Here is a 26,193-nt window from a genome sequence, read left to right as displayed (position 1 = left end):
AGGAAAACGCCCGTTATGCACTGTGAGATGGCGTTAGCAGGATCACTCTCGCATGATGCCGGGGCGATCGAAGCAAAACGCTTGCCATTCGCCGCGCGATCTCCGGGCGGCTGTGTCTGGCCACTTGCGGTTCGGGCCGGGCGAGATCACGTCCCCAAAAAAAGGGAGGCGGAGGCCGAAACCTCCGCCCAGGAGGGAGCTCTTGATCATCGCTCTCGATCAGCGGGAACCGAAAGCGTAACGCACGTTGATGCCGAATTCGCGCGGTGCGGTTACCGTCACGCCCGTGTAGGTGCTGGTATACGTCGTGGCCGCAAAGCGCGCGGCCGCATTGCGATATGATGTGAACAGCGGATCGGTACGCGTCAGCGTCTTGGTGGTATCCAGCAGGTTCTTGGCGAAGAGCGACACTTCCCACGCGCCTTCCGGATCACGGATACCGGTGAAGACGTTCAGCAGACCATAAGCGCCCACGTTGTCGTAGATGTTGGTGGGATCGGTCTGCGACTTGCCGTTGAAGCTGAACAGCCCGCGCAGATAGGCATCCACCTTTGCCGAAACCGCATAGTGGTATTCGGTGGTGAGCGTCGCGCTGAAGGGCGACTGGAAGCCCGAACGCTGCGAAACCTGGCACGAACCCACGTTGTTCGCGCCATAGGCGGTCTGAAGCTGCGCCAGCGTCGGCGCGCTGGTGATCACATCGGGCACGCCGTCCCCGTTGAGGTCGTTGCACGGGATCGTGCCGTTCTTGATCTTGCCCAGCGAGTAGCTGGCCGTCACGCCCAGCTTCCAGTTCGGGGTCACGTCGAAGGTCGCATCCCCTTCCACGCCGTTCACTTCCACCGGCACCGCGCCAACGAAATTGAACTGCGACACCTGTTGCCCGGACGACGTCGTCTCGATGTAATAGACGCCCTGCCCGCCGACGCGGTACGGATAGTTGCTGAACTTCTGGTGGAACGCCGTCAGGTTGAAGCGCGCGCGGCCGTCCATCAGCGTGCTCTTCAGGCCGATTTCATAGGACTTGGAGGTTTCCGCCGGCAGGTTCAGGAAGCTCTGCTCAAGCGCGGACTGCGCCAGGCTGAAATCGCCCACCACGTTGATGCCCGGGCGCCACGAACTGCCGGTGCTGGCATAGATCATCAGGTCCGGCGTGAAATTGTGCTTCACGGAAGCGGAATAGATCCACTTCTTCGCATCCTGCCCATCGGTGGAGATCAGCGAGCCGCCAACATAGAGGCCGTTGTTGGACGTATAGTCGATATGCCGCAGACCGCCGGAGATTTCCGTGCTCTCGCCGATATGCGCGGTCAGGTTGCCGAACACGGATTTCTCGTGGGACGAACCGGTGCGGCCCACATCGGTGTTCACCACGGCGGCGATGGCGCCGGTGGTGGCGCTGGTGGGATAGCCGATGATGGTCGGGCGGACGAGTTCGGTGGGCGCATCGTTCTTGTTGTCGAAGTAACCCACCACGTAGTCCAGCATGCCCAGCACGCGGGAATCGTTCTGCAGGCGCACTTCGTGCGACGTGGAACTGGGATGCGAATAGGTCAGCTGGTTGACGTCGCCGGGAAAGAAATTGCCGGTGTCCTGGTTCGCAGTGGAGGATATCTTCTGCGTGTAGTGCTGCCCCTGATAGATCAGCACCTGCCCAAGCAGCGAGATTTCCGACCGCCAGTTGTAGATGTCGTAGATCTGGCGGATCGGCCGCGCGGCTTCCTGGCTGGACAGTCGATCGGAAGAATCGATGTAGACCGGGCTGGCCGGCGCATCGGGATTGACCTCGCTGAACGAGGCGACCTGGTCGTAGGTATAGGCCTGCCGGTCCAGCCTTTGGTACAGCCCCTCCAGCCTCAGCCAGTCCGTCGGCTGGACAAGCGCGGAAACGCGGCCGCTCTTGGTGCGCGAGAAAGGATCGCGCCCGCCGCCGATCGGGCGCACGCGATCGCCCTCGTTCTCGTCCCAGACGCCGGCGATGCGGATCGCAGCAATGCCTTCGATCACCGGCAGGTTGACCGCGCCCTGCACGTTGATCGTGCCGATATCGTTCGCCGTGGAACTGACGAAACCGCCGACGCTGTAGAGATCGGGCTTCTTCGTCGTGACCGTGATCGAGCCGGAAGGCGCCGCGCGGCCGCGCAGCGTGCCCTGCGGCCCACGCTGCACTTCGATCTGGCCGATATCGTACATCTGCTGGAGGATGACGCCCGCGGTGATCGGGGCATCGTTGAAATAGAACTCCACGGTGGGGTTGTTACCGCTAGCCGTGATGTCGAAGTTGACGCCGCGCAGGCGCGCGTTGCCGCCGGTGCCGTTTGTTTCCGTCGTCAGTTGCAGGCCGGGCACGATCGCCGCCACGTCCTTGAAATCGCGGATGTTGAGCTTGGCCACCTGATCCGCGGTTACCGCATCGATCACCGCCGGAACCTGCTGGATATCCTCATCGCGGCGGCGAGCCTGGACGATGATGACGTCGGTCGACGCGCCCGTCTCCGCCCCCAGAGATACAGCGGCAGACCCCGCGGCAGGCGCCGCCTCCTGCGCTGCCGCAGGTGCCGAAACCAGCGCCGTCAGGCCGGCCATGCTCGACGAGCACAGCAATGCGACTGAAAAACCCCTCATTTTTCCTCCCATGATCCGATTGCTTTATTGTTGGGCGGCGAATGCCTTGCGGAACCGTCGATGCCGACACTTTCGCATTGCGTCCTCGCGCGCCCACCGTAATCGATCGCCACCGCCGCGACTTGCGCGATCGTGACAACCTCGTGCCCGCGATGTTTGCCGCTTGGGCAGGCGCGCCGCTTGATTGCCATGCACCGGCATTCCATGAACACGGAGGCGACAACGGCGTAACAGCCGGACGAGGATGCAATGGGAGATACGCACGCGACAGTGCCGTTCGGATCCCGGCCGCCCGGCATCACGCAGGGGGCAGGCATTGTCGCGCAGGCAAAGTTGCAACACGCCCCCTCCCCGCACTTCCACGTATTGCGCGCACGGCTGTTGCGGGATTTTCCGGCGCTCGTCCGCGATCTCGGCGGTTGCCCGTATGCAATGCTGAAGGACGCCGGCCTCACGCCGGACGACTGCAACCGGGAAGGCGCAGCCAGCTACGAACAGTGGATCTGGCTGATGCAGCGCGCGGCGCAGGACCTTTCCGTGGTGGACTTCGGCATGCGCCTTGCCGTTCGCCAGCATGGCGACGGAGTCTACGGCAAGCTCGGCACCGCCATGCGCAATTCGCGCACGTTCGGAGAGGCGACCTCCCATGCGGTGACCCACAATTCCGCCCATTCGCTGGCCGCGCGGGTGTGGAAGGAGGCCACCGCCTCCGGCCGTCACGTTTTCCTGGGCCATGACGTGCTGGTGGAGGCCATGCCCAATCGCTGCCAGGCGATCGAACAACTGCTTCTGCTGGGCCATCTTGGCGCCATGGCGATAACCGGGGGCAAGGTGCGCGCGCGGGAGATCCATTTCCGCCACCACAATCTGGCCCCGATCCGGACGTACCGCCGTTATTTCGGCTGCGCGGTGCGCTTCTGCTGTACCGAGGACGGCATCGCTTTCCGTTCGGAGGACATGGCATGCCCGATCCTCGACCCGGATGCCGAAACGCTCGCCCAGGTCATTGCGCAAATCCGCAAGACGTGCACGGGCCTTCGCCCTTCGGTCAGCGCGCTGGTGCGCGGCATGGTGATGCAGCGGTTGTGGACCAGCGAATGCGGCAGCGAGGATGTTGCACGGCTGCTGGCGATGCACCCGCGCACCCTGCATCGTCGCCTGCGCGATGAGGGTTCAAGCTTCCAGCGCATCAAGGACGAGGTGCGCTGCGACTACATGCTCTACTATCTTGAGCGGACCGACCTCGAACTGGGGACGATTTCGCATAAGCTGGGGTTTTCCGAACAGTCCGCCCTGTCCCATTTCGCGCGCAACATGATGGATGCCAGCCCCCGCGACTTGCGCGCCCGCGCCGGGCGCGGGGGCGCGCTGGCGCAAGGCGGCACCTGAAGGTCGCAGGCGAGCGCAAGGGACGCGAATGCCCGGGACAGCATGACCGTGGGTACCTCTCGCGGCGCCTGGCCTGCAAGACGAGCCGTTTGTCTGGAAGCGGTTGCAAGCCGGTTCCGCTCGGCTACCTTCGCCCGGCCACCTTCTAATGCCAACCAAGGAAGAGCTCGATGACGCTGACAGGCCGCGAGATGCGTACCCGTATCGACCAGGATGGAAACCTCACGCTTTCGCTGGAAGGTGTCACTTTCGGCGAGCCCGGTGACGATGAAGTGATCGTGCGGGTGGAAGCAGCCCCCATCAATCCCAGCGACCTCGGCCTTCTTCTTGGCCCCGCCGATATCGCCACGCTCAAGAGCTCGGATGACGGCGCCCTTCATTTTCAAGTGCCCGAGGCCCGGCTGCCGAGCGTGGGCGGCAGGCTCGGCCAGTCGTTGCCGATCGGCAACGAGGGGGCCGGAACCGTCATCGCCGCAGGTCGCAATGCCAAGGCGCTGGAAGGCAAGCTTGTCGGCATGATCGGCGGGGGAATGTACGCGGACTATCGCCGGATCGCGGCGCGCGATGTCGTCGCGCTTCCGGAAGGTGCCAGCGCGGCCGACGGCGCGGCCATGTTCGTGAACCCGCTGACGGCTCTCGGCTTCGTCGAGACCGCCATTCGGGAAGGCCACAAGGCCATCGTCCATACCGCCGCCGCCTCGAACCTTGGCCAGATGCTCCAGAAGATCTGCCTTGCAGACGGCATTGCGCTCGTGAACGTGGTACGCTCGCCGGAGCAGGCACAGATCCTGCGCGACATCGGCGCACGGCATGTCGTCAATAGCCGGGATGAGGACTTCACCGCGCAACTCACCACTGCGATCCGCGAAACCGGCGCGACGATCGCCTTCGATGCCATCGGCGGCGGCACGCTGGGCAGCGACATCCTGCGTTCGATGGAGCGTGCTGCGGTGGAAAATTCAAGCAGCTACAGCCGCTACGGCTCGGACACGTTCAAGCAGCTGTACATCTATGGCGCGCTCGACGTTGCCCCCACCACGCTCAACCGCATGACCTTCGGCTTTCAATGGTCTGTCGGCGGCTGGCTGCTCTTTCCGTTCCTGCAGAAGGCGGGGCCGGAAGTCGCTGCCCGGCTGCGAGCGCGGGTATTGGCCGAACTCACGACGACCTTCGCCAGCAAGTATACCCAGGTCGTCGGCCTGGCGCAGGCCCTGCAACCGGACATTCTGCGCCGCTATGAACGCAAGGCGACTGGCGAGAAGTTCCTGATCGATCCTCGGCTTGGATGAGCGCGAACTGCGTGCAGTTTTCGCAGAAAGCTCATATTCTGATCGCCGGGCGGCCAACGACAAGGAAAACCGCCCCAAGTGCCAGCGCAGCCAGGAGGTGCATCAGGAAATCGGCAACCGACATTTCCGCGGGATGGCAAAATGCCAGCAATCCGAACGAGAGAAATGAAACGGCCATGCCGGCAGCGACCAGCGATTGTTTCGGGCGGAGCGAACGGGTGCGGCGAAGCGCCGCGAGGGCGACGGCAATCATCGGCAGTCCGGCCGTGATGACGAAAGTGAAGCAATAGCTCCCCTCACCGACCACAACCGTGATAGGCCGCGACGACAGGGCGATGCTGACGGCCGCCAACAAGGCCCATAGAACCAGCCCGAGAGCCATCCAGCCCTTCGCCACGATCCGCCCGCCGGCAACGCTGACAGAGAGTGCCGCAGCGAACGCGGTGATGCCAAGTGCCAGCGAAAGCACGACGTTCGCGGCAGAGATTGCGGCGTAACCCCCCACCCAGTCAGTCGCCTGCCGATGAAGGAGAATGCTCGTCGACAAGTATCCAAGCGCCAGCGCCACGGGCGCCCAGCCCAGCGCCCTCAGCCACGCCGGAGCGACACGCCGAACCGGTTGCATTCCCCCCGCGAGGGCGTCGATCAATGGTTCATGGTCGCGCATTTCAGGGGTTCCCATGTTCGCGTAGCCTGGCGAAAGCGCGGTGAAGCAGCGACTTCACGGCCGACACGGACAGCCGGCTTTCCCGGGCCGCATCGTCAAGGGTCATCTCTTGCAGCTTTACCATTTCCACCATCATCCTTTGCCGTTCGGGCAGCAGGCCGAGCAGCCGGGCCACCTCGCGATTGTTGGCCAACACTTCCCCCGGCTCCGGCATCGCCGGATCTACGGCAGCCCCCATCGCTTCATCGTCGATCACTTCGAAGCGGCGTGCCCGACCGGACCGCCGCAGGGCATCGATCGATCGCGCGGATGTGATTGCCGCGATCCAGGGCAGCAACGGGCGCGTGGGATCATAAGTGTGCCGCAGCCGGTGAATGGTCAGCAACGTGTCCTGGATCGCGTCTTCCACCAGCGCATCGTCCGATATCCTGCGCCGCGCCATGTTGCGGATCACCGGCAACATGGCGCGCATGACCAACCGATAGGCTGACTGATCGCCGTCCTGCGCCCGCCGCATGAGTGCGGGCCAATCCTGTTCGCGGGGCAGATCGTTCGGCACGCTGGGCTACGACGATCTCGGGCATCTTTGGAACATCTTCAGCCTTTCTTGCTGGCCGCGGCGTCAAGTGCATCGACCACCAGGCCAGAGGTCAGAACCTGCGGCAGGATCACGGGATCGCCGCCTCCGGCCGGATAGACGAGGTAGAGCGGCAGGCCGGTCCGCCCCAGATCGCTCATAGCCTTCTCTATCCCGGCGTCATAGTTGGTGGAGTCGGCAATCATATAGGCCGCGTTGGTGCGCGCTATCGCCGCCTTGAATGCCGGTTTGGAAAGCACCGCCTTCTCGTTGACCTGGCAGGTCAGGCACCAGGCGGCCGAGAAGTCGACGAAGACCGGCCTTCCCGCCGAAGTCTCGCGAGCGACCCGCTCTGGAGACCAACGGACCGGGCGCGCGTCCATGATCGGCGTGTTGGTCGCCGCTGACGGCATGGCGGAGGCGCGGCCGGGCGCAGGGCCGGTCACCAGCGCCTGTCCGGGCAGGGCGAACGCGGCGACAATCACCGCCAGCCCGGATGCCGCCGCGAATGTCAGGCCGCGCGCCGATTTGCCGGCCATGGTGCGGCGTTGGGCCAGCCCGTAAAGCCAGCAGGCCAACGCAAGCAGCAACGCGCAACCAAGGATGAACGGCAGGCCGGCCGAGCCCGTCTGGCTGTCGAGCACCCAGACGAGCCAGGCAGCGGCGGCCAGCATCGGGAAGGCCAGCGCGTGCTTCAGCGTGATCATCCACGACCCCGGCCGCGGAAGGCGGCGCGCAAGCGGCGGGCAGAAGCACAGCAGAGTGAACGGTGCGGCCACACCCGTCGCCAGCGCTGCAAATACGGCGAGACCGACGATCGGCGGCTGGACCAGCGCATAGCCCAACGCGCTTGCCATGAAGGGCCCGGCGCAGGGCGTCGCCACCACCACGGCCAGCGCGCCCGTCAGCGCGGCGCCCAGCCAACCGTCATCGGCAGCCTTTCCGTTGGCCTCCTGGCCGATGCGCTGCAGGCCAAGCCCCATCTCGAACAGGCCCATCAGATTGAGCGCCGATCCGATCATGATGAGGACCAGCACGGCGACGACGACCGGCGACTGAAGCTGGAAGCCCCAGCCGACGGCTTCGCCGCCCGCGCGCAACGCGATGAGCAGGCCAGCCAGAGCCAGCATGGCAAACAGCGAACCACCCAGGAATGCCAGCCCTTCGCGGCGCAGATGCCCGGGGTCACCACCCTGCCGAACAAGGCCGAAGGCCTTCAGCGATATGATCGGGAAGACGCAGGGCATGCAATTGAGGATCAGTCCGCCCAGAAAGGCGGAGGCGATGGCGATGAACATCGTAAGCCTCATGACGATAGGAAAACGTCCGGCGCGGCAGGCGCGCCGGTTTTCAGCCACGCATCCGGATCAACCGTGCCTGGCGTTCCAGGCGCGGACGGCGGCCATCGTCTTGTCGATATGGGCCTGCGGATTACCGTCGGTGTAGCTCATCAGGATCTTGCCGTCGGGGGCAATCACGAACGAGGTACGTTCGGAAAGGGCCTTGCCCTGGTACTGCATCGCCGTCTTGTATTCGGCCGCGATCCGGGCGCCGGGATCGGCCACCACGGCGAACTTGTTTCGACATTCGAGCTTGGAAAACTCTGCCACGCGATCGACATTGCCGGCCGTTACCCCAACAACGGTAGCACCGAGCTTGGCAAACCGGTCCGTCGCCTCGGCAAACAGGTGCGCTTCCACCGTGCAACCTGCGGTAAAGGCGGCCGGGAAGAAATAGAGGACGACCGGGCCCTTGCGCAGCGACTGATGGAGCGAGAAGCGGAACGGCTTACCGGCCATCGCCGCATTCAACGCGAAGTCCGGAGCAGTGGCGCCTTGAGGCAGCGCGGCAAGACTGGGGGCAGGAAGGGACGCGATGGACAGCCCCAAGGCGAGCGATACCGCAAGGTTTTTCCGAAACTTCATCTGCTGTGCTCCAACTCGAAATCAGTCGGAGAAAACGATCGATTCCGTTTCCTCCAATCCCGGGTTCGCTGGGGCGCGGGCAAAAGTTGTGGTCGGAGGCAAAATTTTTCGGCGCTTGCGTCTTTTCGCCGGTGAGGCCTGCGGACGAGTAGGACCGACGATCTTCAGCTGGATGCTGCGATGAATAGCTTGATGCCGGCTCTTGATGGTGACGTGTGATGGTGGCGCTTGAAGCCGTCGTCCGCCCGGACAGATCGGCCACATGTTCCGATCGATAGATTTCGCCGGTTGGAAAGCTTCTTTGTTCGTGCATGCGCTGCTTAGATGTAGCGCATTTCAACGTCATAAAACCCGGCACTACGCCTTCAACGCAGTGCCGGGTTTTATTCATGCGGGCCTCAGCCGTTAAGCTTGTCCTTGATCGCCTTGGCAGGCGCAAAGGTCAGCTTTTTCGAAGCCGCGATCTGGATCGTTTCACCGGTCGACGGATTGCGGCCTTCGCGGGCCGGCGAATCCTTGACCTTGAATTTGCCGAAACCGTTGAGCGAAATCTCATCGCCAGCGGCTGCGGCATCGGCGATCGCGGCGAAGACCGCATCGACGGCCTTCTTGGCATCGGCCTTGGTCACGCCGGTTTCGGCCGCCAGCTTCTCGGCGATGTCTGCATTGTTCATAAGCGTATTCTCCTGCTGTTTTCGGGAATTCCGACCAAGAAGATTAGAGCGCGTCCGTGAAGCCAGCAATATCGTCCTGGTATACTCTGTGCACATCTGGTCCCATTGGCCGGCTTGGGGATTGCTCTCGCGCTCAACAAACCGCTGTCCCCCCCATCCGAATATCTCCATGAACCGCCCGGCGCGGTGCCAGCGGCCTTGCAGAATCGGAACCAAGTACGGGCATGGCCCGCCTGATCCGTGACCGGATAGGGCGCGCATTCCGGAAGCCCCTATCGGACCAGTGCAAAGCCGATCCGCAACCGGGTGATCGAACGGTTGTAATCGAGCAGATTCTCACCGTAGCCGGCGAAACCTTGCGCGAAAAGGTAGAAGTCCGGGCCGCCGCCCAGCAGGCGCGGCAGGGGATAGGAGACCTCGGTATTGATTGCGCCCTTGGCGGACGAGAAATTGAAGCGGGTATTGGTGGAGATGCGCAGTCCATTGGGGTCACCGACTTGCAGGAACAGCCCGGTATGGCCGCGATAGCGGACGATGTCGGGATTGTCGGACTTGTCTCCGACGTAGAATGACAGTCGGGGCGACACCAGCACGCGCCAGTCGCCGGACAGGGGGATCGCGGCCATCGGGGCGACGTAGAGTGAATTCACGCTGCGCGAATCTTCGCCATCCCGCCCATTGGATTCATGTCGGAGCCCGCCCTGGAGGGCCATCGAGATGCCGTTGTCCAGCACCTTAGCCGGCGTGACGTAGATGACTTCCGGCTGATAATCGATGTTGCGGAACGGCATCGACTTCGCACGCAGATCCCAGAACATGCGCTGGGTATAGGCGAAGTGGAGACCGTCTCGCCAGGAAGTCGGTAAGTCTTCGCTGCTGCGCGATCCGAACAGATGATATTCGAAGCTGAACTGGAGCCGAGCCTCGGTATCGGTGCCAGGACCATAGACCGCATAGATGGGCTCATAAGGCGCAAGGTTGCCGATAAAGGCATTGCCCACACTGCGGTCTGCTGGCGGACCGGCGCTTGGCGCGCTTGGTTCCGGAGAAGGCGCTGGCGGGGGAAGAGGCTCCCCGCGGTCAGCCATCGCCACTCTGACATCCGTCGGCTGATGCAAGGCGATCTCTGCGGTCTGCCATTGCGGGACGGAGATGAGGGCTCCATCCACCGTCACGCCGGGCGGCAGACGGTAACGGACACGGGCAAAGCCCTGTGGGGCTACGTCTACCGATCCGGCCAAATCCGGTGAGCGTTCAAGCCAGACCATATCCTGTCGCCCCGGCGAAACCAGCTTTGCGACAACCCGCTCGGGCAGCGGAACCATGACAGGTGAAGTGCCGGAGTTCAGAAATCGCAGTTCGATGGCAATTGAGCCATGGGCGTCCGCCGTGGACGAACTTGAGATCAGTGTCTCCACCGCCTCATCCGCATGTGCGGCGGCTGATACCAAAAAAGCACCCCATGCCAGCAGGCGAAACATTGTACGGCAACTGCGCGCGCCGGAGAGAGGGTCTGGCATTGGTCGTTTCCCTGTCCAGCCATTCCCCGAAACAGGATCGTCGAGGTCGGAGGGAAGGCTCTTGAAGGATATGCGTAGACAATTGAAAAAACAAATCTTCGGCGCGCGGAATTGCTCCGCGACGCTTCCAACGATACGTCGATGCCGACATGGCTCGGCAATCGGTCGCACTCTAATAGCCGGAAAGGCGTCGTTCAAACCGGTTCAACAAGCGCGAGGGGCAGGCGGCCCCGGATTTCGGTCGCAATAAACTTCGCCGCCTTCGAGAGCGTAGATGCACCAAGCCGGCATCGCGCCGAGCGCGGCTTTCAAGGCTCACGCATTGAACGACGGTGCGCTCGCACCCTCCGGACGCAATCAACCCGGTCGTAAGCAGGATGCGGGCGCGGCCTTTCCCGAAAAACCGCCGTGCCCGCCAAGGTAAGTCCTCAGAACTTGACGCGGGCGCCGATTTCGAAAGTGCGGTCGTAAGTACGGGTATCGCGCGGCGTGTTCGAATAGACGCCGTCCGAGTTCACGCCCTTGAAATAGTCGTGATAGGTGCGATCGGTGATGTTCGTGGCGTTGAAGGTCAGCGTCACGTTGTCGGTAAGATCGTAGCTTGCCGAGAAGTCGAGCTGGCCGGTGGGCCTGACCATGATCGTGCTCGCCTGGCTGCCACCAGAATTGTAGCTGTCGACATAGCTGGACCGCCAGTTGTAGGCGAGACGCGCGGAAATGCCGAACTTCTCATAGATCGCGACGGCATTGTACGACCAGTGCGAGACATTGACCACGCGCTGCTTGCCACCGTTGATCGGATCGTCAGTCATGCCGTCCGAATAAGTACCGTTGAGTTGGACGCCCAACCCGCTCAGCGCGCCCGGCAGGAAGTCGAAGAACTGCTGGTAGGCGACTTCGGCGCCGGCAAGGTAGCCCGCCCCCGTATTGCGCGGGCGGCTGACCAGATAGAGTTCCCCGTCGATCGTCTCGGGCGCCGAGTAGGTCTGGATGTAGCCCTTGATATCGCGATAGAAGCCGGCCACGGTCAGCGACGTGGAGCGCGCCGGATAGAATTCGAGGCTGGCATCGTAAGCCGTCGACTTGATCGGCTGCAGGTCAGGATTGCCGCCCGATCCGCTGCCATAATAAGTTTGGGTACCGGTGTCGCCGCTGGGCGCGTAGCTGACCAGCGGATTGAGCGCGGAAAATTCGGGGCGGGTGATCGTCTTGCCCCAGGCGAGGCGCAGGAACAGGTTGTCCGTCAGGCCAAGCTTGGCATTGATGCTGGGCAGGACGTTGAGATAGTTCTCCTTGGAACTCGCAGTGTTGCCGACAAGCTGCTCCACCGTATTGACGACGCGCGCACCTGCGGTTCCGGTGACGGGGATCGCACCAATGTCGAAGCCGTACTCGATCATGCCATAGAAAGCGTAAGTGCTCTCTATGTCTGCGAAGTAATTCGCCGGATCGTAGGCGCGATCGCCGTTGGACTGGCCGAACAGCTCACGGACCGCATCGGTATTATTCAACAGATAGTCCGGATCCAGCGTCAGGTACTGGCCGACGCCAAGCGCCCCCTTCACAAGCCCGGTCGGGGATGTCGTGTAGGCATCGGTGGACAGCATATCCAGGGTAACGGTGCCGTCCGATGCGATCCCGGTGGACGTCGTCGCTTGGGATTCGACCGAACGATGGGTGTAGCGCGTGCCTATCTTGAACTTCTTCAGAAAGCCGCCGTCGAACGCATATTCAAGGTCATTGCGCCAGGCCCACTGCTTGCTGGTGGACAGCGAATGATTATCGAACAGCGTGCGCACCGTGTAGTTCGACGGATCGGTCAGATCGACGCCCGAAATGTCCACGTTGGGCGTGCCGCCGTAGTTGTAGTTCACAGTCATCGACGGCGCATTGAACGACGTGTCGACGATGACGTTGCGATCCTTTATCTTGCTGTAGTTGTACGTCAGCTCTGACGAAAAGGTGACGTGGCCGCCGGTCCAGCGCGCGCCCAGGTTGCCCTGATAGCTCTGGGTCCGGTCGAGGTAGGCCTGCATGCTGGAAAGCGTATAGGCATTGGTCGTGGTCGAGCTTTCACCCAGGAAATCGTAGTCCTGGTAAGGCGTGATCGAGGTGACCGTGCCGGCCTTGGGCAGCCCGATGAAGTAGCTGTTGTTATAAAGGTTGCTGTACTTCGTGTAGAGCCCGTCGGCATGGACTTCCAGGTTTTCGGTGGGGCGCCACTGGTAGGCCAGGTTGATGCCAGTGCGCTTGCGATCGCCCGAGCTGTAGATGCCACCAACCGTATCGGGGATGGCCACCGGATCGCCCGAACTCACGTAGTTGAACGCATCTTGATCCTGATAACGGCGACGGTTGTAGGAAACCGATAGGAGCAGGCCCATCTCGCCAAGGCCGGTCTGCCAGCGGTCGCTCACAAGCGCGCTGCCGACATAGCTCATCTTGTCGGACTGGTCGGAGTAAATGCCGCGAACGCCGCCTGCGACATGCAGCCCCTCTCCGAAATCGAACGGGCGGCGCAGGCGCACGTTGATGACCCCGGCCACGCCGCCTTCGACAAGGTCCGGTGTGCTGGTCTTGTATACGTCGACGCCGCTAACGAGTTCGGCCGGAATGTCGCCGAGCGAAACGGCGCGGCTGGTGCCGGTGAAGGTTTCAAGCCCGTTCACCAGCGTGGCTACGTTGGGAAGGCCACGAATCTGGACCGAACTTGCCTCCCCGGCGGCACGGGTGATCTGAACGCCGGTGACGCGCTGGAGCGCATCGGAAACGGTATTGTCGGGCAACTTGCCGATGTCCTCGGCCACGATCGAATCGACAATGTTGATCGAGTTCTTCTTGATGTTCTGCGCCGACATCAGCGAGGCGCGGACCCCGGTGACGATAATGTCCTGCTCGCTGACGTCCGAGGCGCCGGAACTTGCGCTCGAACCCTGCCCCGAGGCGTCCTGCGCGTGAGCTGCCCCGCCCAGGACAAGCGCGACGGCCGAAGCCGAACAGAATACGAGTGGCCGAATTGCCATGATCATCCTTCCCTGAAAGGAGGACGATCGATGGCCCTCCGGTTTGCTTGCCGCTTTAGTCGGAGTTAATCCGCACAAGAAGATTTCGGCAATGTTGCAAAGGACGCAAAATGCATGTCGGCAGCGCTCGCTCGTGGCGCCATCGGCGGTCCGGATCGGTCGATCCCGGGACGTTCACCCGCTTCGATCGCGCCCGAATGGCGGGTTCTTTTTCGGCGGCCCGCAGCCAACCTGGCCGTTCGGGGCAGTGGGCATCGGTTCGGTGCGGATTCAGATCCGGCGATGGCGGCGGCGCCCGTCATGCCGTAGACTTCGCCAGAGATATAGCTGCCTTCCTGACTGGCCAGCGACTTGGAACGGTCGCCCCTCTTCGTCGATCTGCCAGGCCGGATAGCGATAGCCACGGGTCGCGCCCTGCAGGCCGAGGACCTGCTTGCCCACGCGCTTGGTGTTTATCGTCGCGCGGGTAGTACCGAGATGCTTGGCAAAATCCTCGGCGCTGAGCATGTCGGGCTGGGCAAGGATCTCAGCCACGCGGTCGCGGCCCCGGCTGCGGACCGTTGCGGCGTGCAAGGGCGTTCCTTCGCGGCGGGTGAGAGGCTCGTCCATGACACTGTGCGCCAGGAACAAGGCCGCTGAGTTGGCAACACCGTAGCGACTGGCACCGTTCTGAAGAGAGATTGGAGGGTGATCCGCTCGCCTGCCCATCAAGCGGCTCGGCGGGTTTCTCAAGATCAACTGATCAGAATGTCGCACGTAAAACGGTTATGCGCGAGCGGATTTGCGCCTTAATCAGGCGCCATCTGACAATTAGGGCCGACCCATTTACCGATCGACGTGTCGAGTTCGTTATCCATCATGGCAGCAGTGCAGACAGGATAGCGATCATCGCCGCGCCGGGCCATGCTGCGATCCCGATATCGGCGAACAAGCGTGTCGTGATCGGGCTGTTGCTGTTCCTGCTTCATCGAGCGTTGCATCACGCAATTTGCAAATGCATCCGTCCCCTCTTTGAAGCCGTAACTCGCGCACTTTGCCTTGTCTTTGTCGGTATGTTTGTCCGCCTGAGCCTGATCCATCGGCAAGATGACAAATCCGCTCGCTACCAGCGCTAACATCAACAGCGGTGCACGCATGCGTTGCCCTCTATAACAAACGGCACGTCGTAAGGAGGCATATATAGATGCCGAAAGCATTCCCGTTTTGCAACGTTAGAGAACGCTGTAACGGCCTTGCAGGTCTACCCGATCGACCGGAAGTCGCCTTCAGTTCAATCGCGTATTCAGTTTCGCTTGGGCGATGCTTCCGCCAGCTGCTCGAGCAATCCGGGTCGAAACTGGCGGACGTTCGCGAGGTCCTGATCGCTATCAAGGCGATCGGCGCCGCACCTTTGCAATGAAGCGTTGACCACGTCTTCGCGAACTGGCTTAATCGAACTTGCTGGTTCGAATAAATATCGATCGAAGCGACGAGCGCCGCAAGAGCGCCGATGGGAGATGCCATGAGAAGGTCCGCTACAGGCGAGGCAGTCATTCAGCGACGGTCGTTAGATCTTCGGAACCGGCGTATTGGGTCTGTGCCTCCCAGATGAAGCCTGAACTCCAATCCTGACATGATCAGTCTGCACGACGGCGGCAATTCTTCGCAAAGATCTCGCGCGGCGGGCCGCCATCATCAGCTTTCTGGCGACAGGAAGGCCTGATCAGCTCGTAATCAAGGGAGCGGCAAATGATCCGCAAGATCGTACGCGGCATTGTCATCGTCGTTGGATTGCTTTTGGCCATTCTTGCGATTCAGGCATTCCGCTACCGTGACACGATCCAGCGCGTGTTCCTGGGCGGCGTGAAGGTCTACGAAACACAGCCGCCGCAACTCCCGGCCAATTTGCCAAGGCCAGCGATCCTGGTCTTTTCTAAGACGAATGCCTTCCGCCATGCGGATGCCATCCCGGCAGCCAATTCGTTGTTCCGGCAGATCGCGCGCGACAAAGGGTGGGGCTATTTCCAGACCGAGAACGGCGCGGCGTTTCGCCCTGACATTCTCTCTCGCTTTGATGCCGTGGTCTTCAATAATGTGAGCGGGGATGTCTTTACCCCGGATCAGCGATTGGCGTTCGAGACATTCGTCAAAGACGGTGGCGGGTTCGTCGGGCTTCATGCTGCAGGGGACAATTCGCACGAAGCCTGGCCCTGGTACGCCGATGATCTGATCGGTGCGAGGTTCACCATGCACACCATGTCTCCCCAGTTCCAGACCGCGACCGTCAATCTTGAGGATCGCGCCAGCCCAGTGCTGGCCGGATTACCGCCTAGTTGGAGGCATAACGAGGAATGGTACTCGTTTTCGGCATCGCCTCGTCTGAAAGGATACCATGTCCTGATGACGGTCGATGAGCGCACCTACAATCCCGAGGGCATGTTCGGGAAGGATCTGCGCATGGGCACCGATCATCCCGTTGTCTGGTGGCATTGTGTGGGCAAGGGCCGCGCCCTCTACTCGGCGCTGGGCCATCAGCCCGAGGCATTCCGCCAAGCCGAATATGTCCGCCTGCTGACGAATGCCGTGGTCTGGACGGCGCGCCAAACGGGCAGTGAATGCGGTGATGAAGCCCGGCCTTGAGACGGCTTTGACGTATTCCAGCAGAGTTGGGAGAACGCACTTTGACAGATGCATTTCCGATGGATCGCCGCTTCCTGCTTGGAAGGATAGCGCTGCTGATCGGCGCCAGTATCGTTCCGGCCGAAGTGTTTGGGGCGGCGCTCAAGAATGAGTCCGCATTGTCTGCGGCAAATTTCAGCGTGCTGGAGGCCGTCTGCGACACAATGGTACCCGCGACCGACACGCCGGGCGCCGTGGGTGCAGGTGTGCCCGCGATGTTTGACGGATTGCTCCAGCACTGGGCGTCGACGGAAAGCCAAGAGGCGCTCATCGGTGCGATCGAGGCCGTCGACCGCGGGGCCATACAGGCCGGGGGCAAGGGTTTTGCCGCGCTCTCCCGCGATGAACGCACGGCATTTCTGAAAACTTACGATACAGCCGCACTCAAGCCGGTGCCCCGCAAGGAGAAGCTGACCGGTCTCGCCGCTCTCAAGGCCCTGCCCTCGGTGGTCGATCCCCATTACGCAAGGCTCAAAGATCTGATCGTCTCGCTCTACTACGGTTCCGAGGTCGGGCTCACGCAGGAACTTGTCTACGAGCATGTGCCGGGCCCCTGGGAGCCTTCGATCAAGATCACACCAAACACGCGCCCGTTCGGAAGTCCTGGCCTGTTCTAAACGGAGATCGATAGATGTTTGACGCGATCGTCATCGGTTCGGGCATGAGCGGCGGGATTGCCGCCAAGGAACTCTGTGAGCGTGGGCTCAAGGTCCTCATGCTGGAAAGAGGCAACAACGTAGATCCGGCCACGGACTACACCGATACCCTGATGCCGTGGGAGTTTCCCAACAACAACATGGTGCCCGAGGACGAGGCCCAGAACGACTACTACGTTCAGAGCCAGTGCTATGCTTTCAGCGAGGCGACGAAGAAGTTCTGGGTCAAGGACAGCGATCACCCCTATTCCACCCCGGAAGGAAAACCTTTCAGCTGGATCCGCGGCTACCACGTCGGCGGGCGATCCATCATGTGGGGGCGGCAGGCCTATCGTCTGTCGGACATCGACTTCGAGGCAAACGCGAAGGACGGGCACGGCTGCGATTGGCCCATTCGTTACGACGATCTCAAACCTTGGTACGACCATGTCGAAAAGTTCATCGGTGTGGCGGGTACGAAGGAAGGGTTGCCTCAGCTCCCCGACGGCGAATTTCTGCCTGGCTGGGAAATGAACGATGCCGAAAAGCAAAGCAAAGCGGTGGTCGAGGCGAAGTTCGAAGGCCGCAAGGTCATCATCGGACGCAATGCCAATCTGTCAGTCGCTCAGCCTTGGCATGAAGAACTGGGCCGCAACTCCTGTCAGAACCGCTCGATATGCGACCGGGGCTGCAGCTTCGGAGCGATGCATTCCACACTGACCTCGTCTCTTCCCGCCGCTGAGCGAACGGGCAACCTTACGCTAGTCACCGACGCGATCGTCCATTCGATCATTCAGGACCCCAAGACTGGCAAAGCCACCGGCGTGCGCGTGATCGACCGGAACACCAAGGCGGGCACCACGTACGAGGCCAAAGTCGTCTTCCTCAATGCCTCGGCCATCGCATCGGCCGTCATTCTCCTCAATTCCGCGAATGAAGCCAATCCGCGCGGGCTTGCCAACGGTTCGGATCAGGTCGGCCGCAACCTGATGGACCACATCTATTCGCTGTCTACCGCAGGCCTGTTTCCCGGCCCCAAGGACAGTTACTATAAGGGAAGGCGGCCGACCGGCATCTACATTCCGCGTTATCGCAACGTTACCGAACAGGCCGATGGCTATGTTCGCGGCTACGGTTATCAGGGCGGCATAATGCGATTGGACGGTCGGGCCATGGGAATGCAGCCGGGCGTGATTGGCGCAGACCTTAAGGCGGCCGCGCGCAAGATCGGCCCGTGGCTCGCCTACATTTCCGGTTTCGGCGAAATGCTGCCCAATCCCGACAACCGCGTGACGCTGAATACCAGCCGCAAGGACAAGTGGGGTATGGCGATCCCGCATATCGAATGTGTGCAGGGGCCGAATGAAAAGGCCATGTCGAGCCAGATTTTGGCCGATGGCAAGGCACTGATCGAGGCTGCAGGTGGCATGGTCGTCTCTCAAACGACCGATCCGGGCGTACCTGGCCTGGGCATCCATGAGATGGGCACGGCCCGCATGGGCAAGGACCCCAAGACCTCCGTACTCAATCAGTATAACCAGGCGCACGAAGTGCCGAACCTGTTCTGCACGGACGGCGCTGCGATGTCGTCGTCAGGCTGCCAGAACCCGTCGCTGACCTACATGGCACTTTCTGCCCGCGCGGCGGACCATGCGGTGCAGTTTCTCAAGGAAGGGGTAATTTGATGCGCAAGTCACGTTGGCTGCTGGCTGCGGCGCTTTCGCTGATGGTTGGGGGGCTGGCGAGCACGCCGGCGGCGGCGAAGCCTGTAACGGATTGCCCGCTGCGCGACGCTCCATTCTCCGTGGATTCCCCGCTCATCGATATTCTCCTGAGCCCTTCGGCGAAAGCGATAGTCGAGACGACGACTGGCAAGACTCTCGACAAGGGGCCGCCCCGTTTCGTGGGCACGACACCGCCGACTTTCGCGGCAATCCTCACTCTGCGTTCTGCATCGATGTTTACGGGGCTGAAGGCAGAAGCGCTTCCCGATATCGATGCGCGGTTGCGCAAGCTGCCCATAACCGACGAAGATCGGCTCGCACGCTGCGCAAGATACGACAACGATGTGCCGGCACTCAAGCTGCGGCCCGGAAAGCCGCACATCCTCCTGTTCGAGAAGATCAACGGTTTCAAGGACGAGCCATCGGTCAATGCCGCCCATACAGCATTTGTCGATATGGCGCAGCGTAAGGGCTGGGACCTCGTCACCACGGACAAGGCTGGCGCCATCAATCCGACAACTCTGAAGCAATTCGATGCCGTCGTCTGGAACAACGTGAGCGGGGATGTGCTCACGCTCTCCCAACGCGCGGCATTTCGCCGGTTTTTGGAAAGCGGCGGCGGCTTCGTGGGCGTGCACGGAAGCGCGGGCGATCCTTCCTATTTCTGGGACTGGTATGCTGACAAACTGATCGGCGCGCGATTTGAAGGGCATCCGATGTCCCCCCAGTTCCAGGAAGCGCGTATCGCGGTGGACACCACCAACCCGTTGTCGGCAGCTTTGCCGGCGGAATGGCGGATGACCGATGAATGGTACTCGTTCAGCACGAATCCGCGCAAAGCCGGGGCGAAAATCGTCCTGAGCCTGGATGAAAGCACTTACAATCCGGTCGGCCCGACGAACGTCGATCTGCGCATGGGGGATCATCCGCTGGCGTGGATGAACTGCATCGGAAAAGGGCGAATGTTCTATTCGGCGATCGGTCATCGACCGGAAACCTACAGCCAGCCCGAATATGTCACCCTGTTGGAGACCGGACTGGCCTGGGCAGTGACAGATCGCAAGGCTTGCTCCGCCGGATGACGAATTTCATCGCCCTGACATGACCAATCACTCCGGGAATTCGCCTTTGCGCCGTGCGAAAGCACCCGCCAAGGGACGCGCGGGCCGTCCCACCGCCGCCCGCGCTGCCGAAATCGATCAGGTTATCCTGAAGGCAGCGCGGGAGCTGTTTTTGGAAGTCGGAGCGGATGTCGCCAGCATGGATGCCGTTGCGGCTGCGGCCGGGGTTTCGAAAGGCACTCTATACACTCGCTTCACCAGCAAGGATGCGTTGATCGCTGCTGTCATCGACAAGTTGCTGGAGCAGATGGACACACGCGCCAGCGCGAAAAATCACCTCCTGCCGAGCGAGCTTGAACCACGCCTCAAGGAATATGCGCGCAGGCTCGTCGATGTCTTCAGCTGGACCGACTACCACCATCTGGACCGGTTGATGGCCACGGCATCACGGATCAACCCGGACCTGAAACATCGGTGGGATCGGATGGCGCTTGCCGGCTATGTGAAAACGCTCGCCGACGAGATGGAGCGTGCCGCTGGTATGCAGGGGCAGCCCGGCGTGGACTGGCATTCGCTCGCGCAGCTCTTTGTGTACGGGGTTTCGGGGCGATACCTCGATGCCGTGGGGAAGGAGGATTTCATCCAGACGGAGTTCGAAGTCTATTGCTCCACCGTCGTCGATGCGATCGTGGCGTACGTGGATCGCCGTCGAATGGGCGGAAGGGAGCCCGGTGTCGCCGATCTGGCCGACGATCGGTAAATCCATTTCGTTCGAAGTAAAATGCTGACACCGGACACACGGGCTTACAAGCTGATGTACGGGCAGTTAGGCCCAACTTGGACAGTGACTTTAGAAAATGCATATTTATTCAATGGCATGCGCGCACAGGCGCAAGTGTTACCACTACATTTTTGGGGTCGGTTGAGCTTGCAAAGGCTCAGGTTTGCGGTGGCAACTCGCTGATATTGGCCGGCAGCGCGATGCCGGTTGCCTTGAAGACATTCCCCACCTGGCCCGAGACGTGGGTACGGGTGGTAATGACCTTGCCGTCCTTTTCGATGGTGGCTTCCTGAAGACGATCGAGATCGTTGAGGAGCGGCTGCCATTCGGGCTGGAAGCCCTTTTCCTGACAAAGACGGGTGAGTTCCTTGGCCAGCGTCAGAGCGAGGAACGAGACAAACACATGGCCGCGGATAGCGGCATCGGACTGATGGAAGATGGGACGGGTATCGAAGCTCGCCTTGGCGACGCGGAACAGGGCTTCGACCTGAAGCAGGTCACGGTAGCGGATGACCGCCTGCAGCGGGGTGATCCGGGCATTGGTGCGCAGCACGCTGATACCATCGTAGCGGGCCTCGTCGGCAAGCTTGCCCATGTCGATCTCAAAGGTCTTGCCGCTGGCCTTGAGATAGCGGCGATAAGCTGAGTTACCAACCAGGGCCTTGTCACCCTTCTTCAGCTGGGTCTGGAGGCCATCGATGGTCGCTTGCCGATCGGCTTTGTCCTTCCTTGCCTCAGCTTCGTTGAGCGTGACGACGTAGCGTTGGGCATCTGCGCCTTTGCCAACGCGCACTTCCTTGACCCACAGCTGAGTGTCTCCTGCCTGCCGCTCGAGAACCAGGGGCACCATCGGGGCCGTGTCGTTCAGCACGACATCGCGGATGACGCTGCTGGTGCGCTCTCGCGCACCCAGGATGTATTCCATGCCCAGCTCTTCAAGGGAGGCGATTGTATCGGCGCTGATCATACCGCGATCGGCCACGACGCACGAGCGGGTGATGCCAAAGCGGGTGCGCAGGCGCGTGACGATCGGCATGAGCACCTTCACGTCGGCCGTGTTGCCGGGGACCATCTCTGTGCAGATCGGACGGCCCTGGGCGTCGATCACCACGGCCAGGATCATCTGGGCAAGCTCGGGCCGGTGGTCCTTGGAATGACCGCGCCGTCCCAGCGTGTCGCCGCCGGCGCCGTAGAACGAGAGCGACGTCGTATCCATGAATACAAGACTGAGGTCGGTGAACAGGTCCCGGCGGCGATCGAACAGCTTTTCCTCGATCACGTCCTTCACGCAGCGAGGTGCCAATGCGCCTTCGGCCTTCTCCTCGATCTCCTCGCCGAGCCAGGCCATGGCGCGATAGAAGTGATGGAGGGCAAGATCCTCGCTCCCGTCGATGGCGTAGCTCCCCATCCAGTCCAGGCAGGCCCGGTCCGAGCCGGAGACGAACAGGCGGTGCAGTGTGGCGACGAATACGGCGCGCTCCACGGCAAAGCCGAACTGGCGGCCCTCCAGCACCTCTTCCAGTACCGCATCGACACCAAGCCGCTGCCACAGGCGCCCGAACAGCAACGGGCCGCCAATCCTGCGAGCTGCGATCCGGCCTGCATCGATATCGGACAGAATGACGCTGCGTTCGGCGTGGCGGGCAATCGAGGCGGCCAGCCTGTCGAGTTCACCACTCGCGGCCAGCGCATCCTTGCGGCCCAGAGCCTTGATCGTGCGCTGACGGACGGTTTTGCCCTCGCGCACGCTCTCGACCAGGTAAAGATAGCGGTGCCCGCGAGCGACTCGTTCGACGACATACATGGTCAGGTTGTTACTACCTGAACCTGTGAAGATAAACCAAACCGCCAGCCACAGGCGAAATGTTGTTAGCACGACCCATTTTGCCGCCAAATCCACTGCCAGCAAAATCAGCTACTTAACGCCTGACGTTCCCCGCATGTTCTGCCAGCACTGTTCAACTTGGGTTAGGGTCCAGACATGACGGAGAAAACGGAGCGGCAGCTTTTCACCATGCCGATCCGAGAGTCGCGGGCACATAGCATATGCGAATGCTGCCCGCGCGAGGCCGAGTGTTGGAATGAATTTTGGGGAATGTCTTGGATGTGGTTGCGGGGGCTCACAACCACCGATACCGACAAACTTTGAAGGTGAAAATTTGAAGCGGCCCCATCCCAATTTCTGAAGTTCAGTAACCGATTCTAGCTTATCGGAGTTGGTAGGTTACCCAATCTCCTGCCCCTCACCACTTGTTGCGTTCATCTTGAACTGAGGCTCCTTCCCTCCACCGACATTACTCGGCTTGCTCGGTACTACGGGCCTCTCCGCCACCCCATCGCGCCCTTCCCTCCCTCGCGGGCGTTCGGTCGCCGATCACTCGGCACGCCATGGGGCTTTCCGTGTTGCGTGCACTTTCCTTGCGTGCATGCTGTCACCACTACCCCGGTGCAGCAGACTGGTTCAACGTCGCTCAAACTCGCCCGTCCATATCAATCTTCCCCGTATGGGTTAACGGGTCGGCCTGCACATCAGCATATTCGAGGATTGCTCAGCGTTCACTCACGTTACTGCCTGTAAGCTCGCACGGTCACTGACGTGACCGTTATCCGGGGGCTTCAGACATTTCGTCACCTCCATGCCTACCCCGGTTGCTTCCGGCTGGAGCGTCGCCGGGTGGGCCTCTCACCCACTAGAAAGTGCTGCCTTTGCACGGCGCACACCCTTTCCAGACGTTCAGCCGCAAAGTTTTCGATCTCAGGTCCGGACGTTCTGCTTTTGAGAGTAGCCGTGAACTATATCAGGAAAATGCTCCTACCATCGTTAGACCAGCGGGAGATGTGGGTGCCTTCCTTCGAGGCCGGCATCAAGACTCTTCTGCGGAAATCGCTAATTTGTTCAGCGGTACACTGGCGTCGGCGAGGCGCTCCACGTCAGGGGTGGCGCCGGCTTCCACCAGCTTGCGGCCCTGCACGTAGTCCTTGACCATGTTCACGCAGTCCAGCGCCACCACGCGACCGTCCTTGAGGTACACCACCGAGAACGAACGGCCCGCCACGTCGCCGCGGATCACCGTCCGGTCGAAGCCCATGTTGATCCCCGCCGTCTGCAGCTTGAGGTCGTACTGGTTCGACCAGAACCACGGGAACGCCTTGTAGGGCTTTTCCTCGCTGCAGATGCCCTTGGCCACGCAGGTCGCCATGTCGTTGGCGTTCTGCACCGATTCCACCCGCATCACCGTGCCGCCGGCATAGTCGCAGGCGAAGGCCGCACAGTCGCCGATGGCGTAAATGTCGGGCAGCGAGGTGCGGCACAGTTCGTCCACATCCACGCCGTTCGCGCCCGAGGCACCCGCCACGATCAGCGGGCCAACCGCAGGCACGATGCCGATGCCCACGATCACCGCCTCGGCAGGCAGGACTTCGCCGTCCGCCAGCTGAACGCCGGTGACCCGGTGCCCGTCCCCAACCAGGCAATCGACCGCCACGCCGGTGCGCAGATCGACACCGTGGTCCCGGTGCTCCTTCTGGTAGAACTCCGAGAGCTCCTCCCCGGCCACACGCGCCAGCACGCGCGGCAGCGCTTCGAGCAGGGTCACTTTGAGGCCCATCTTCGACAGCACCGCCGCCGCCTCGAGCCCAATGTAGCCGCCGCCGATGACGACGATGTTCTTCGTCCCCGCGTCGACCTCGGCCATCAGCGTGTCGCAGTCCTCGCGGGTGCGCACGGCGTGGATGCCGGCAAGGTCGGAGCCCGCGCACGACAGCCGGCGCGGATCGCCGCCGGTCGCCCAGACCAGCTTGCCGTAACCGAAAGTGCCCCCGGTCGAGAGCGTCAGCGTATTCGTCGCCGGATCGACCGCCGTCACCTCGGTGTTGAGCCTGAAGGTCACGTCCTTCTCCGCCCAGAACGTCGGCGGGCGGATGTAGAGTCGGTCGAACGTCTTCTCGCGCGCGAAATATTCCTTCGAGAGCGGCGGCCGCTCATACGGATGCTCCGGCTCGCGCCCGATAACGGTGATGGTTCCTACGAAACCGTTCTGGCGCAGGGCAAGCGCGCACTGCGCTCCGCCATGACCTGCTCCCACGATGACTACGTCTGCGGTTTCCATCACACCCGCTCCATCAGCACGGCAAGGCCCTGACCCACCCCGATGCACATGAACGCCAGAGCATGACGGCTACCGGTGCGGTGTAGTTCCTCCACCGCCGAAAGTGCGATGCGGGCTCCGGACATGCCTAGCGGATGGCCCAGCGCGATGGCGCCGCCGTTGGGATTGACGCGCGGGTCCATCGGATCGATCTCCAGATCGCGCAGGGTGGCGATAGCCTGGCTGGCGAACGCTTCGTTGAGTTCGATCACGTCGAGTTGATGCACACCCAGACCATTGCGATCCAGCACCTTGCGCGCAGCCTCTATCGGCCCTGCACCCATAATGCGCGGAGCGATACCGGCCGCTGCCATGCCGATCACCCGCGCCCGCGGTGTCAGGCCGTGCCGGCCAGCAGCCTCTTCCGTAGCCACCAGCATCGCCGCAGCGCCGTCGTTGAGGCCCGAGGCATTGCCAGCAGTGACAGTGCCGTTCGGTTTCACCACCGGCTTCAGCCCGGCGAGCGCTTCGAGACTTGTTGCACGCAGATGTTCATCGGCCGAGAATACGGTCGGCTCCCCCTTCCTTTGCGGGATCGAGACCGGAACGATTTCTGCCGCGAACCGACCTCTCGCCTGCGCTCTTGCCGCCTTTTCCTGGCTGGCGAGCGCAAAGCGGTCCTGTTCCTCGCGGCTGACCTGCCACTGTTCGGCAACATTCTCTCCGGTCTGCGGCATGGTATCCACGCCGTAGGCGGCTTTCATGACCGGATTGACGAAGCGCCAGCCCAGCGTCGTATCCTCGATCTTCTGGTCGCGGCCGAAGGCGCTACCCGCCTTGCCCAGCACATAGGGCGCGCGCGTCATGCTTTCGGCCCCGCCCGCGACGACAAAGTCCGCGTCGCCGCTGCGGATCGCCTGCGCCGCCATTCCGAGTGCATTGAGTCCGGAAGAGCACAGGCGATTGACGGTGACGCCGGGCACACCCTCCGGCATCCCGGCCAGAAGTACCGCCATGCGCGCAACGTTGCGGTTGTCCTCGCCCGCCTGGTTGGCGCAGCCGAGGATCACGTCGTCAAGCGCGGCCCAATCCGCCTGCGTATTGCGCTCCATCAGCGCCTTGAGCGGCAATGCAGCAAGGTCGTCGGCGCGTATGCCGGACAGCGCGCCGTTCAGCTTGCCGATGGGCGTGCGAATGGCGTCGCAGATGAAGGCCTCGCGCATCACTCCTCCGGAGCGATGGTGACGCGCAAACCGTCCAGCGCAGCCGCCATGACAATCTGGCATGACAGGCGTGAGTACGGGCCGCGATGATCCGAACTGTCCAGAAGGTCGTTCTCGTCCTCGCTTATCCCGCCCAGAGCCTCCTCCCAGTCGGGGTCGACGAAGACGTGGCAGGTAGCACAGGAACAGCACCCCCCGCACAGCGCAAGAAGTTCGTCGGAGCCACCGTCACGAATCGCCTCCATTACGGAAGCGCCTTCGCGCGTTTCAAGTTCGGTTTCGTTTCCCGTTCGATCGACGACGATTAATCTGAGCATGGATTGTCCTGTGGCTT

General features: G+C 62.0%; 23 protein-coding genes. 8 read left to right on the top strand and 15 right to left on the bottom strand.

The genetic code is table 11. The features are described from left to right. Positions 1-219: 219 nt before the first annotated feature. Together WBP06_RS27455 and WBP06_RS27450 are read right to left on the bottom strand one after the other, a co-directional pair. On the bottom strand, positions 220-2,625 hold the full coding sequence (locus tag WBP06_RS27455) for a TonB-dependent receptor (RefSeq protein ID WP_395335788.1): 2,406 nt from the start codon (positions 2,623-2,625) through the stop codon (positions 220-222). After that, complete coding sequence (locus WBP06_RS27450; RefSeq protein WP_395335787.1) at positions 2,622-2,816, bottom strand: hypothetical protein; 195 nt, start codon at positions 2,814-2,816, stop codon at positions 2,622-2,624. The genes WBP06_RS27455 and WBP06_RS27450 overlap by 4 nt, the downstream gene beginning before the upstream one ends. A 58-nt stretch (positions 2,817-2,874) precedes the next feature. Between WBP06_RS27450 and WBP06_RS27445 the strand changes: the two genes are divergently transcribed. Together WBP06_RS27445 and WBP06_RS27440 are read left to right on the top strand one after the other, a co-directional pair. Beyond that, positions 2,875-4,014 carry an AraC family transcriptional regulator ligand-binding domain-containing protein gene (locus WBP06_RS27445; protein ID WP_395335785.1) on the top strand — a complete coding sequence of 380 codons (1,140 nt, stop codon included), beginning with the start codon at positions 2,875-2,877 and terminating at the stop codon, positions 4,012-4,014. Between the two features lie 170 nt (positions 4,015-4,184). Then, positions 4,185-5,303: a zinc-binding dehydrogenase gene (locus WBP06_RS27440; RefSeq protein ID WP_395335782.1), complete on the top strand. Its 1,119-nt coding sequence runs from the start codon at positions 4,185-4,187 to the stop codon at positions 5,301-5,303. 31 nt (positions 5,304-5,334) lie between these two features. On the opposite strand, the gene WBP06_RS27435 is transcribed toward WBP06_RS27440, so the two are convergent. The 9 genes from WBP06_RS27435 to WBP06_RS27395 form a co-directional block, all read right to left on the bottom strand. Beyond that, complete coding sequence (locus WBP06_RS27435; protein ID WP_395335780.1) at positions 5,335-5,970, bottom strand: DUF1109 domain-containing protein; 636 nt, start codon at positions 5,968-5,970, stop codon at positions 5,335-5,337. A gap of 1 nt (position 5,971) precedes the next feature. Further along, a complete protein-coding gene (locus tag WBP06_RS27430) occupies positions 5,972-6,529 on the bottom strand; it encodes a sigma-70 family RNA polymerase sigma factor (protein WP_395335778.1) in 558 nt (185 codons plus the stop codon). Between the two features lie 38 nt (positions 6,530-6,567). After that, positions 6,568-7,845 (bottom strand): protein-disulfide reductase DsbD family protein, encoded by a 1,278-nt coding sequence (locus WBP06_RS27425; protein WP_395335776.1) that lies wholly within the window; start codon positions 7,843-7,845, stop codon positions 6,568-6,570. A 69-nt stretch (positions 7,846-7,914) separates the two neighbouring features. Then, positions 7,915-8,472 carry a peroxiredoxin gene (locus WBP06_RS27420; protein WP_395335773.1) on the bottom strand — a complete coding sequence of 186 codons (558 nt, stop codon included), beginning with the start codon at positions 8,470-8,472 and terminating at the stop codon, positions 7,915-7,917. 398 nt (positions 8,473-8,870) lie between these two features. Then, a complete protein-coding gene (locus WBP06_RS27415) occupies positions 8,871-9,146 on the bottom strand; it encodes an HU family DNA-binding protein (protein ID WP_395335771.1) in 276 nt (91 codons plus the stop codon). Between the two features lie 272 nt (positions 9,147-9,418). After that, a complete protein-coding gene (locus tag WBP06_RS27410; protein WP_395335769.1) occupies positions 9,419-10,147 on the bottom strand; it encodes a phospholipase A in 729 nt (242 codons plus the stop codon). A 947-nt stretch (positions 10,148-11,094) separates the two neighbouring features. Further along, positions 11,095-13,689 (bottom strand): TonB-dependent receptor, encoded by a 2,595-nt coding sequence (locus WBP06_RS27405; protein ID WP_395335767.1) that lies wholly within the window; start codon positions 13,687-13,689, stop codon positions 11,095-11,097. A 270-nt stretch (positions 13,690-13,959) separates the two neighbouring features. Continuing rightward, positions 13,960-14,298 (bottom strand): hypothetical protein, encoded by a 339-nt coding sequence (locus WBP06_RS27400; protein WP_395335765.1) that lies wholly within the window; start codon positions 14,296-14,298, stop codon positions 13,960-13,962. Positions 14,299-14,477: 179 nt separating this feature from the next. Then, positions 14,478-14,825, bottom strand: a complete 348-nt coding sequence (locus tag WBP06_RS27395; protein ID WP_395335763.1) for a hypothetical protein — start codon at positions 14,823-14,825, stop codon at positions 14,478-14,480. 47 nt (positions 14,826-14,872) lie between these two features. On the opposite strand from WBP06_RS27395, the gene WBP06_RS27390 reads away from it, so the two are divergent. The 6 genes from WBP06_RS27390 (at position 14,873) to WBP06_RS27365 (ending at position 20,527) form a co-directional block, all read left to right on the top strand. Next, positions 14,873-15,088 (top strand): hypothetical protein, encoded by a 216-nt coding sequence (locus WBP06_RS27390; protein ID WP_395335760.1) that lies wholly within the window; start codon positions 14,873-14,875, stop codon positions 15,086-15,088. 329 nt (positions 15,089-15,417) lie between these two features. Next, positions 15,418-16,308, top strand: a complete 891-nt coding sequence (locus WBP06_RS27385; protein ID WP_395335758.1) for a ThuA domain-containing protein — start codon at positions 15,418-15,420, stop codon at positions 16,306-16,308. Positions 16,309-16,349: 41 nt separating this feature from the next. After that, positions 16,350-16,964, top strand: a complete 615-nt coding sequence (locus tag WBP06_RS27380) for a gluconate 2-dehydrogenase subunit 3 family protein (RefSeq protein ID WP_395335755.1) — start codon at positions 16,350-16,352, stop codon at positions 16,962-16,964. Positions 16,965-16,978: 14 nt separating this feature from the next. Beyond that, positions 16,979-18,667: a GMC oxidoreductase gene (locus tag WBP06_RS27375; protein ID WP_395335753.1), complete on the top strand. Its 1,689-nt coding sequence runs from the start codon at positions 16,979-16,981 to the stop codon at positions 18,665-18,667. After that, a complete protein-coding gene (locus WBP06_RS27370; protein WP_395335750.1) occupies positions 18,667-19,788 on the top strand; it encodes a ThuA domain-containing protein in 1,122 nt (373 codons plus the stop codon). The genes WBP06_RS27375 and WBP06_RS27370 overlap by 1 nt, the downstream gene beginning before the upstream one ends. A 19-nt stretch (positions 19,789-19,807) precedes the next feature. Continuing rightward, a complete protein-coding gene (locus WBP06_RS27365) occupies positions 19,808-20,527 on the top strand; it encodes a TetR/AcrR family transcriptional regulator (protein WP_395335748.1) in 720 nt (239 codons plus the stop codon). A gap of 178 nt (positions 20,528-20,705) precedes the next feature. Here WBP06_RS27365 and WBP06_RS27360 read toward each other — a convergent pair whose 3' ends face one another. From WBP06_RS27360 to WBP06_RS27345, 4 genes are all read right to left on the bottom strand, one after another. After that, positions 20,706-22,448 (bottom strand): IS1634 family transposase, encoded by a 1,743-nt coding sequence (locus tag WBP06_RS27360; RefSeq protein WP_395337553.1) that lies wholly within the window; start codon positions 22,446-22,448, stop codon positions 20,706-20,708. Between the two features lie 964 nt (positions 22,449-23,412). Next, positions 23,413-24,657, bottom strand: coding sequence for an NAD(P)/FAD-dependent oxidoreductase (locus tag WBP06_RS27355; protein ID WP_395335745.1), 1,245 nt, complete (start codon positions 24,655-24,657; stop codon positions 23,413-23,415). After that, the gene (pcaF, locus tag WBP06_RS27350) at positions 24,657-25,859 is read right to left on the bottom strand and encodes a 3-oxoadipyl-CoA thiolase (RefSeq protein ID WP_395335742.1); all 1,203 of its coding nucleotides are present in this window, start codon (positions 25,857-25,859) and stop codon (positions 24,657-24,659) included. Before pcaF ends, WBP06_RS27355 begins: the two co-directional genes overlap by 1 nt. Then, positions 25,859-26,176 carry a ferredoxin gene (locus WBP06_RS27345; protein ID WP_395335740.1) on the bottom strand — a complete coding sequence of 106 codons (318 nt, stop codon included), beginning with the start codon at positions 26,174-26,176 and terminating at the stop codon, positions 25,859-25,861. The genes pcaF and WBP06_RS27345 overlap by 1 nt, the downstream gene beginning before the upstream one ends. Positions 26,177-26,193: the final 17 nt, after the last annotated feature.

Source organism: Novosphingobium mississippiense, assembly GCF_044029535.1.
Classification (GTDB): domain Bacteria; phylum Pseudomonadota; class Alphaproteobacteria; order Sphingomonadales; family Sphingomonadaceae; genus Novosphingobium.
This window is presented reverse-complemented; position numbering and strand designations above follow the sequence as displayed.

Excerpts from the sequence above, each read along its gene's own strand:
- WBP06_RS27455 (WP_395335788.1), bottom strand. The coding sequence starts at position 2,625 with ATGAGGGGTTTTTCAGTCGCATTGCTGTGCTCGTCGAGCATGGCCGGC.
- WBP06_RS27450 (WP_395335787.1), bottom strand. The coding sequence starts at position 2,816 with ATGGCAATCAAGCGGCGCGCCTGCCCAAGCGGCAAACATCGCGGGCAC.
- WBP06_RS27445 (WP_395335785.1), top strand. The coding sequence starts at position 2,875 with ATGGGAGATACGCACGCGACAGTGCCGTTCGGATCCCGGCCGCCCGGC.
- WBP06_RS27440 (WP_395335782.1), top strand. The coding sequence starts at position 4,185 with ATGACGCTGACAGGCCGCGAGATGCGTACCCGTATCGACCAGGATGGA.
- WBP06_RS27435 (WP_395335780.1), bottom strand. The coding sequence starts at position 5,970 with ATGCGCGACCATGAACCATTGATCGACGCCCTCGCGGGGGGAATGCAA.
- WBP06_RS27425 (WP_395335776.1), bottom strand. The coding sequence starts at position 7,845 with ATGTTCATCGCCATCGCCTCCGCCTTTCTGGGCGGACTGATCCTCAAT.
- WBP06_RS27420 (WP_395335773.1), bottom strand. The coding sequence starts at position 8,472 with ATGAAGTTTCGGAAAAACCTTGCGGTATCGCTCGCCTTGGGGCTGTCC.
- WBP06_RS27415 (WP_395335771.1), bottom strand. The coding sequence starts at position 9,146 with ATGAACAATGCAGACATCGCCGAGAAGCTGGCGGCCGAAACCGGCGTG.
- WBP06_RS27405 (WP_395335767.1), bottom strand. The coding sequence starts at position 13,689 with ATGGCAATTCGGCCACTCGTATTCTGTTCGGCTTCGGCCGTCGCGCTT.
- WBP06_RS27400 (WP_395335765.1), bottom strand. The coding sequence starts at position 14,298 with ATGGACGAGCCTCTCACCCGCCGCGAAGGAACGCCCTTGCACGCCGCA.
- WBP06_RS27395 (WP_395335763.1), bottom strand. The coding sequence starts at position 14,825 with ATGCGTGCACCGCTGTTGATGTTAGCGCTGGTAGCGAGCGGATTTGTC.
- WBP06_RS27390 (WP_395335760.1), top strand. The coding sequence starts at position 14,873 with ATGCCGAAAGCATTCCCGTTTTGCAACGTTAGAGAACGCTGTAACGGC.
- WBP06_RS27385 (WP_395335758.1), top strand. The coding sequence starts at position 15,418 with ATGATCCGCAAGATCGTACGCGGCATTGTCATCGTCGTTGGATTGCTT.
- WBP06_RS27375 (WP_395335753.1), top strand. The coding sequence starts at position 16,979 with ATGTTTGACGCGATCGTCATCGGTTCGGGCATGAGCGGCGGGATTGCC.
- WBP06_RS27370 (WP_395335750.1), top strand. The coding sequence starts at position 18,667 with ATGCGCAAGTCACGTTGGCTGCTGGCTGCGGCGCTTTCGCTGATGGTT.
- WBP06_RS27365 (WP_395335748.1), top strand. The coding sequence starts at position 19,808 with ATGACCAATCACTCCGGGAATTCGCCTTTGCGCCGTGCGAAAGCACCC.
- WBP06_RS27355 (WP_395335745.1), bottom strand. The coding sequence starts at position 24,657 with ATGGAAACCGCAGACGTAGTCATCGTGGGAGCAGGTCATGGCGGAGCG.
- pcaF (WP_395335742.1), bottom strand. The coding sequence starts at position 25,859 with ATGCGCGAGGCCTTCATCTGCGACGCCATTCGCACGCCCATCGGCAAG.
- WBP06_RS27345 (WP_395335740.1), bottom strand. The coding sequence starts at position 26,176 with ATGCTCAGATTAATCGTCGTCGATCGAACGGGAAACGAAACCGAACTT.